We start from the raw sequence: 7,832 nt of genomic DNA, 5'->3' as shown, positions 1-7,832 counted from the left end.
TCACAGATTAGTAAAAAGTCAGGGTGATATCATGGAAGCATCTAAGAAAGGAAACAAGCCTACTCAGGCCTTTATTGACAGCTTCGCAATGAAATGAAACGGCATTGACTCCAGATTGCAACAAGTCAAAAAAATATTTCTCCGGATTCAAAGTCATCAAATGGACGTGAATAGGCAATTTGCAAAAAGATCTAATTTGTTGCACGAAGTGAATTCCGAAAGACAGATGTTCCACAAAATGTCCATCCATTAAATCAAGATGCAATCCATCCGCTCCGAATTTCTCTAACATCTGGCAAAGCTCGTGGAGATTGCCCAGAGGAGCATTCAAGAGAGAAACTTCGATTCTAGTTGTCAAATTGGACCTTACAACGCTTTTCATTAAGGACCTAATCTACTTTTTTTTCAGAATGCTACGACTCAATCAAATTCAATAACCAAGCTTGCAACGCTTCCTTTGGTGATGCTTCACCTAACCTCACGGCACTTTCGGCCGATCCAAGAGAGCAAACCATTAATAACAATTTTGATTTGCCAAATTTTCTTAAGTGACAATCGAGCTAGCTGATTCTTCTTTTCTTTTGAATAATCATTTTCTGAAGTCAACGATCCACTGGACAGTTGCATAGTCAAAAGAGAGCTTAGATGATTTCTTAAAACAACCATCCATCGAATTGCTACATTTTGATGATTCTCTATGCAGTTAATCGAATCGAGAGCTCCTCTCCAATCTCTCTTTTCAATCTTCCTGAACAGGTCCCAGACATCACCAGAAACATCTAGTGATGGAGATATCTCTTGGAATCCCAAAGAAAATTTAATCAATTCATTCTCAAGACCGTATGGGTCATTCCTAAAGTGATACGCAAGCAGCTTCGCTTGTTCTTGGTTAAGATCCAAACCTTTTTCTTGTGCCAAAAAATAAACCAACCCTAAATAGCGATCTTTAATTTTTTGACTATTGGTTCCACTCCAATCTAAGCACCTGTACTTACACATGGAAAGATATTCATTCAATGGCTTAGGAGATCCGACAATTATATGTGCAGATTGAGTGTCTCTCTCATTGTCCATGTGTGTTTTTGTTAGGTTGGGATCAAAGTCAGATGAATTTTTTATGTCAATGAAATAGGCCGACACTCTCAAATTAGAATCGAACAATAGGTCTGGCGCTCCCCCAATTTGTCGAAATTCTTTCGAAATGTCTAACTTTAAAATGTGACCAAACGAACGCATCTTTCGTAAAAAGAACGAGATCTCTTCCGAATTCTCAGTTGCTAAGACAAAAAAAGTTTTGGGGCTTCTTTCATTTTGCGTGGCAAATTGCCAGTCAGAAAAAAAATCACATAATTGCCCAAAGACAGTTCTCCATTTGCCCCTCGTTACTTCCATAGCACGCCCCAGAACATCTGAGATTCTTCATTTACCAAGCACAATGTGAGGAGATTTCTCTGTGGCACGCGCCCTAACCATTCTCACTTGATAAACATTTCCTTCACATCACAAATAAGTAAAGCACTTATGACCCTACCCAAAGACCAGACCAACAGATCAGGCTCGCCCCATCAGAAAAATGGAGATTACGAAGTTTTCCTTCAAGAAGTGAACTACTTGATACCTCTGGCTTCTTGCGATAAGAATGAACTAAATCATAAAAACTGTCCTGAAGATCTAGATATTATACTTACAAACACGGAACACAATCAGTGGTTTCCTATTCACTTTCCTACGGAAAATTTAAAGCAATGGGAAAGAGAGCCTCCATCTGAACTCGACTTAACGCGACTCCTTTCACCAATAGTAGAGGAACGGGATTTCATCACTGAACTAGAGATTAGAAAAACTTTAAAAAGAACCTCCTACAGAATAAATGCCATACTAAGCAAAATGGTTCCCATTTTTGAGCAGTATCGCAAGTCTTCTTTCTTTCCGACATTAGTAACACAGATTAGAAAAAAAATGGTTCATAGTGACCCAAATTGCACAAGTTCATCCACCATATTGAAAATTCAGAACGTTTTCCTTCGCTTAAAGCAAAAGAGAACACTGTCTGATAGCGAGAACAAGCGGAAAGAATGTACAGATGTTTACATTGGCAAGAAGAAAAGAAAAAGGAGAAGCAATGAAATCCATATTGATGAGCCTTTCCCTTGGATTTCTTTTTGCGTTTGTCAACTGTTTCCAAGAACTGATAGTAAAGATAGAAGTAAAAAAGTCAAAAAATTGAAAAGATTGGCAAGTGTTAGGTCAATAGAAGATCATGAAGAAGGATGTGAATAAATTTGGAAGCGATATACCTATTTATTTCTAATCCCGATATTCTTATCGAGACGTATTTGGGGTAGCTTGGGTAGGCGTAAGATGACTAGAAGAAGCAAAAAGATGAGAGATCGTTCTTGTTCTCCAAGAAGGAGGCGAGTTCGTTTGGTGAAAAAGGATCCCGTAGACACTTCCTGTACTAGTTCGTTTCGTAAAGTGAGTAGTGCTGTCCCAGAGAGTTCTGGTTTAAACATTTTCGTTGGAAAGATTTCGAAATTATCTTAGCTAGAGAGGTAGGTTGTGTCTAAACATCGTAGTTACGGAAAGAAAAGCAGAGCGTCGCAGAAAAGGAGCGTTTTCACGAGATGGGAGAGGATTGCCATTTTGCGAAAGTTGGGCAAATGGGAGGAAAACAAGTCTAGCGTCACAGGTCTTCCTAAAACTCCTTTGATTTCGGTTGATTAAGCAAGACGTTTTATGCTCCTTATCACCGTGGAAAACTCTCAAAAGGATTTGTTCTTATCTCTAAGAAGGCTCACGGAGTTAGTGAGTTTGGTTTTGAAATCGTTGAAGGTTTCCGCATCTCATCTTACCATTTATTTCACTGACGCAGAGTCGATTTGTCAGTTGCATGATCGATTTTTTCAAGATACATCTCCGACAGACTGTATTTCTTTCCCTTTTCATGACAATGAACGACCTCCTTTTAGGGTTTCTTTTTTAGGTGAGATTTTCGTGTGTCCGAGAACCGCAATTGAGTACAGTTCAATTAATGGATTGGATCCTTACGATGAGGTGATGCTTTATTTGGTACATGGAATTCTTCATTTGGTTGGGTTTGAAGACCAGTCCAACGAGGGAGAAAGAGAGATGTACGCTAAACAAGAAAATATTGTTTCTTTGCTGCTTTCTAAAGGTTTCACGTTGAATCCAAAGATTGATGTTGGAACAATTATGGATGATCTATCTTGTTTTTGTAATTTAGCGAGGTAAATTTTTTTGCTATCTTTCAAACTTGCTACGGTCATTTTGTCTTTGTCATTCTCTTGCTTTGTTGTTTCGTCGCTTAGTTTGAATTTGTCGAGAATGTATCGTTACAAAATCAAATCAAATCTAGCAAATCTTGGTAGATTTTTCTTTTATAAACATCTTTTGGCTAAGATATTTGGCTCACAGATTTGTCCGTTGGGATTTAATCTGCTTGTATCTTCACAAATTTTACGCCACTTTTGCAGCCTTTCTATTGGAATATGGTGTATTTCACAGGAAGGGTCATTTTCTTTTTTTTACGTAATTCTTTCTACTCTCATTCTTCAGATATTTTGGGAGATTTTGCCTCGTTGGATAGCGGTTAATGATTCCCTACATCTTCAAAAATACTTTGCTCTGTTCTCATCTTTTGTTCTTTCTATACTTTCTCCAATCAGTGCATTTCTTACTTGGTTGTTTTTGAAAAAAAGAAATCCTTCAAGAAATAGATTGGAGGATTTCAGAGATAAAATGCGTGATGTTATCCACGAAGCAAATGAGACAGGATTAGACGATCCAACGAGTCAAACTCTTTTGAGGGGCGTTCTACGGTACCATGATCGCATTGTAAGAGAAGTGATGGTTCCAAGGGTCAAAGTTGTTGCAATTCCTGGTAGCGCTACCATCTCTGAAGCACTTGAGCTTTGGCTTGATGAAGGATATACGAGAACGCCTATATTCCAAGATTCTATTGACCACATCGTTGGTGTTTTAATGTCGCGCGATCTATTTCAATCTTTTCTTGACGCGAGAGATGACCCTTCCCTTCTTGATTCTCCTGTTTCCTCTCTTGGGAAAAGCCCATTTTTTATTCCAGAAACTATTTCTCTTGGAAAGATGTTACAAGAATTTAGAATTCGCCAAGCTCATCTGGCAGTTGTTGTAGATGAATACGGTGGAACTTCAGGGGTTATCACGATTGAGGATGTCTTGGAGGAGCTAGTTGGAGATATCAGTGATGAGTACGATGAAGAGGAAGAGGAAGAAATTGTTCTTTGTTCAGATGGAAGTTACTTAACAGATGCAAAAACAAGCCTTTATCTAGTCGAGGAGAAATTGGAAATTTCTATCCCCAGGCATTCAGATTATGAGAGTCTTAATGGGTACATCTTTTTTGTAACTGGAATTATTCCTAAGGCTGGATTCAAAATCTGTCACGATATGTTCGACATTGATATTGTTTCAAGCAACGATCGCAGCGTGGAAAGAGTAAAGATATACATCCACAGGAACCAAAAACTTACTCGAGACTAGCTCTTATGAGTCGTGTATTTGTTGCAATGTCTGGAGGGATCGACTCTTCCCTATCTGCTGCGCTCCTCAAAGAGGAAGGATATGACGTTGTGGGTCTTTTTGTTGCTGGATGGGAGGATGATTTTGTTGGTTGTCAGGCAAAAAAAGATTTAGAAGATGTAGTTTCTGTTTGTCATGTCTTGTCCATCCCGTACTACACGATAGATTTGAAGAAAGAATTTCTTAAATATGTATTTGATAACTTTTTAGAAAAGTTAAGACAAGGGTTAACACCAAATCCAGATATATCTTGCAATCAACATATTAAATTTCGTCTTCTCTTAGAAAGAGCCTTAGCTATGGGCGGAGAATTTCTTGCAACTGGACACTATTGCCGTTTAATTAGAGATGAATTTGGTAGAGCGCGACTTCTCAAAGGTTCGGACGTAAACAAAGATCAAAGTTATTTCCTGCATGCTGTCGATTCTACATCTCTTGCAAAAGTTACTTTCCCAGTTGGTGATTTAAAAAAGAGTGAAGTGCGATCCATAGCAAAATCTGTTGGATTGATGAATTTTGCAAAGAAAGACAGTGTAGGTATCTGTTTTGTCGAAAATAAAAAATTCAGAGAGTTTATATCACATTACATTCCTACTAAAAAAGGACTTATTATTTCTTCGGAAGGTAACATAATGGGAGAGCATCATGGCCTCCATCTATTTACGATTGGACAAAGAAAAGGTCTTCGCATAGGAGGGAAAGGATCAGCTTGGTTCGTTGCAAGAAAGGATGTCGACACCAATACTTTGTGGGTCGTACAAGGGTTCGACCACCCTTGGCTTTTTGCCAGTTGTTTTCGCATTCAAAATGTTAATTGGATTTCCCAAACACCTTCATTCCCTTTTTTGTGCAGTGTGAAAGTCCGTTATAGATCTGTTGAAGTATCGTGTCGTGTAATTTTATTTTTAGACGAGATAGAGGTGATCCTTGACACTCCAGTTAGAGCAGTTACACCTGGACAATCAGCCGTCTTTTATCGAGGGATTGAATGCCTAGGTGGAGGGATAATTCGCGAAATTATTTCTGATAAACATAATTATTGAAACACCATCTCGGTGAAAGTCAAAATTTTACCACAGAAACATAACAAATTACTTTCACTCTCTTTAATAGCTTTTTGATATGTCTTCAGTAGACATGTTGCCCAATCGACATTAATCGTTGTTCTATCTGTATTAATATTTATTCTCATAAAGAACTACTTGTCATTTATAAAAAGACAACAACCTGTCTGTCTAAGTGTTATAAAAATAAACTCATGTGTGTGAGACTTTACATGCTATTACCAGTTATTTAGATCCAAGTTAGCGCAGGAAATGTGGAAAAAATCCAGAGTTTATGATTTCTTGGTACAAACCTATCGATAGTTTCAATTGAAAGATTGAATATCGGAGAGTTTGTGAAAGAGAATGAGAATTGCTTTACTAATGCAATTGCAACTTCTCTGATTTATCTTTCTCTGAGAAATCTTGTGAAGATAGATAAGGATATGGAGATGACTTCTTTTTCAAAAAAGGATAATGAGTGTAGCAAAACAAGTTTGAGTAGAAGATGGAGGCCACAACTGTTTTGCAATGTTTTGGGACAGGAAATTCCAGTAGAAATTTTAAGAAAGACTGTATGTCAATCTAAAACTGCACCAGCCTATATATTGTCTGGGACAAGAGGGTCTGGAAAAACTTCTCTTGCTAGGATTTTCGCTAAAGCCCTCAATTGTTCTCAGGTTAGTCCTAATGGGGAGCCATGTAATTGTTGTTCGACTTGTACTGAAATTCAGCAAGGTTCCAGCTTACAAGTTGTCGAAATAGATGGAGCATCTCACAGAGGAATCGATGATGTTAGGTCTCTGATTGAAACATGTCAATATGCCCCAGATCAAGGTGGGTTCCGTGTATACATAATTGATGAAGTACACATGCTAACCAAAGAGGCGTTCAACGCTCTTCTGAAAACTCTTGAAGAACCTCCTTCACACATTGTCTTCATACTAGCAACTACGGATTTGCAAAAAGTCCCAAAGACTATTACTAGTCGTTGTTTACAGTTGTATTTAAAAAGAATACCTAATGAAATTATTGCTCAAAAGATCTCACGTTTGCTCGATGCAAATCAAATGACATACGATACTCAGATACCATTCCTTATTGCGGAAAGGTCAGAAGGAAGCCTTAGAGACTCAGAGTCAATTTTGGAGCAAATTTTTGCTTTTTCTGAAGAAAAACATCTGTCAGTTCAGCAAACTACATTTATTTTGGGTGCGCCAGAACAATCTCTTCTTCTAGATTTCGATAAAGCTTTTTTGGATGAGGAGCTCCAGAGCCTATTTTCTATTGGAGAACAACTCTTTCACCAAAGTCAGGATGGAAATGTTCTTCTCAGGGATTTGTCCCGTCATTACCAAAATCATGCATTTTTTCTTTCTTTCAAAGATAGATCCATGCTCACAAACATGTCTGAAGGAGAAGCAGATCGTTTCATTCAGTTAAATGCTCGTTTTACCGCGAATAAGCTTTCACAAATTCTTTCTAAGATCAAAGAAGTAATTCCACTTTTGGATTTTTCTCCACAAATTATTTTTAGAACATTGTTGGTAGAGCTTTCTCAATTGAATTCTGCAGTTGAATTATCTGACGTGTTGCAAACATTAGAAAAAATGGAAGTAGTGGAAGAAAAAGCAGACAATCAACCGAAAGAACGAAACTCATTGCCTCGACAAGTAGTGAATGAATCAATCGAAATAAACGAAAAACGAAAGAACGCAAGAATAGACAACATGATTCAATTTTTTATAAAAGAAACAAACTCAATAAATTTCACGAACGTTCAGTAGGAAGTTTTAGTTTGTTGAAAAATTCTTGAATTTCTCCTGGAGACATACCAGTTTTTTTTGCCTCTTCCAAGATTGAGTTTCTGGGTAACAATTTCAATTGATTGGATATTGAAACAACACTCTCTTCGTTTAGAAACTTCCCTTTTAAGACATACTCTGTAAAAGCAGAATAGCAGCAAGGAGCCACTGCTTTTAGATACACAAGAAGGCATTCTAAATATTCTTTCAACTCTGGTGAGTTTGATCTTTGCCTTTTGCGTATAAAATATAACATGTTGTGAAGATCAACCTGCCAAGTTAGCTCTACAAAAAAAGTTCCGGGTGATAGCGCTAGACATGTTTTAAGATCTTTACCAGCATCCTTAGCCATTTTTAAAAATTGTTTGATTTGTTCGTATAGTAACTCAGCTTGACTTTTCTC

Annotated in this window: 10 protein-coding genes; 7 read left to right on the top strand and 3 right to left on the bottom strand. The window is 37.6% G+C overall.

Annotated features, from left to right (window positions below; translation table 11 throughout):
* Positions 1 to 7: 7 nt before the first annotated feature.
* Both GCCT14_RS03010 and GCCT14_RS03005 read right to left on the bottom strand, forming a co-directional pair.
* The gene (locus GCCT14_RS03010; RefSeq protein WP_108624186.1) at positions 8 to 382 is read right to left on the bottom strand and encodes a beta/alpha barrel domain-containing protein; all 375 of its coding nucleotides are present in this window, start codon (positions 380 to 382) and stop codon (positions 8 to 10) included.
* 86 nt (positions 383 to 468) lie between these two features.
* Entirely contained in the window at positions 469 to 1,392 is a 924-nt protein-coding gene (locus tag GCCT14_RS03005) for a DNA polymerase III subunit delta (protein ID WP_108624185.1), read from the bottom strand.
* Positions 1,393 to 1,521: 129 nt separating this feature from the next.
* On the opposite strand from GCCT14_RS03005, the gene GCCT14_RS03000 reads away from it, so the two are divergent.
* The 7 genes from GCCT14_RS03000 to dnaX all read left to right on the top strand — a co-directional run bounded on the left by GCCT14_RS03000 (position 1,522) and on the right by dnaX (position 7,411).
* The gene (locus GCCT14_RS03000; RefSeq protein WP_108624184.1) at positions 1,522 to 2,280 is read left to right on the top strand and encodes a hypothetical protein; all 759 of its coding nucleotides are present in this window, start codon (positions 1,522 to 1,524) and stop codon (positions 2,278 to 2,280) included.
* A gap of 81 nt (positions 2,281 to 2,361) precedes the next feature.
* Positions 2,362 to 2,544 carry a hypothetical protein gene (locus GCCT14_RS02995; RefSeq protein WP_108624183.1) on the top strand — a complete coding sequence of 61 codons (183 nt, stop codon included), beginning with the start codon at positions 2,362 to 2,364 and terminating at the stop codon, positions 2,542 to 2,544.
* Positions 2,545 to 2,559: 15 nt separating this feature from the next.
* A complete protein-coding gene (locus tag GCCT14_RS02990; protein ID WP_108624182.1) occupies positions 2,560 to 2,724 on the top strand; it encodes a small basic protein in 165 nt (54 codons plus the stop codon).
* Between the two features lie 12 nt (positions 2,725 to 2,736).
* Positions 2,737 to 3,252, top strand: coding sequence for an rRNA maturation RNase YbeY (gene ybeY / locus GCCT14_RS02985; protein ID WP_108624181.1), 516 nt, complete (start codon positions 2,737 to 2,739; stop codon positions 3,250 to 3,252).
* Positions 3,253 to 3,345: 93 nt separating this feature from the next.
* The gene (locus GCCT14_RS02980) at positions 3,346 to 4,542 is read left to right on the top strand and encodes a hemolysin family protein (protein WP_157952539.1); all 1,197 of its coding nucleotides are present in this window, start codon (positions 3,346 to 3,348) and stop codon (positions 4,540 to 4,542) included.
* A gap of 5 nt (positions 4,543 to 4,547) precedes the next feature.
* Positions 4,548 to 5,624: a tRNA 2-thiouridine(34) synthase MnmA gene (mnmA, locus tag GCCT14_RS02975; RefSeq protein WP_108624179.1), complete on the top strand. Its 1,077-nt coding sequence runs from the start codon at positions 4,548 to 4,550 to the stop codon at positions 5,622 to 5,624.
* A 356-nt stretch (positions 5,625 to 5,980) separates the two neighbouring features.
* Positions 5,981 to 7,411, top strand: coding sequence for a DNA polymerase III subunit gamma/tau (gene dnaX, locus GCCT14_RS02970; RefSeq protein ID WP_108624178.1), 1,431 nt, complete (start codon positions 5,981 to 5,983; stop codon positions 7,409 to 7,411).
* On the opposite strand, the gene GCCT14_RS02965 is transcribed toward dnaX, so the two are convergent.
* Positions 7,395 to 7,832 (bottom strand): hypothetical protein (locus GCCT14_RS02965; protein ID WP_157952538.1); only part of this gene is annotated, 438 nt, incomplete at its 5' end. The genes dnaX and GCCT14_RS02965 overlap by 17 nt on opposite strands.

It is taken from the genome of Candidatus Similichlamydia epinepheli, assembly GCF_003056015.1.
The sequence above is the reverse complement of the archived record's forward strand: the minus strand, read 5'-3'. Positions and strand labels throughout refer to the sequence as shown.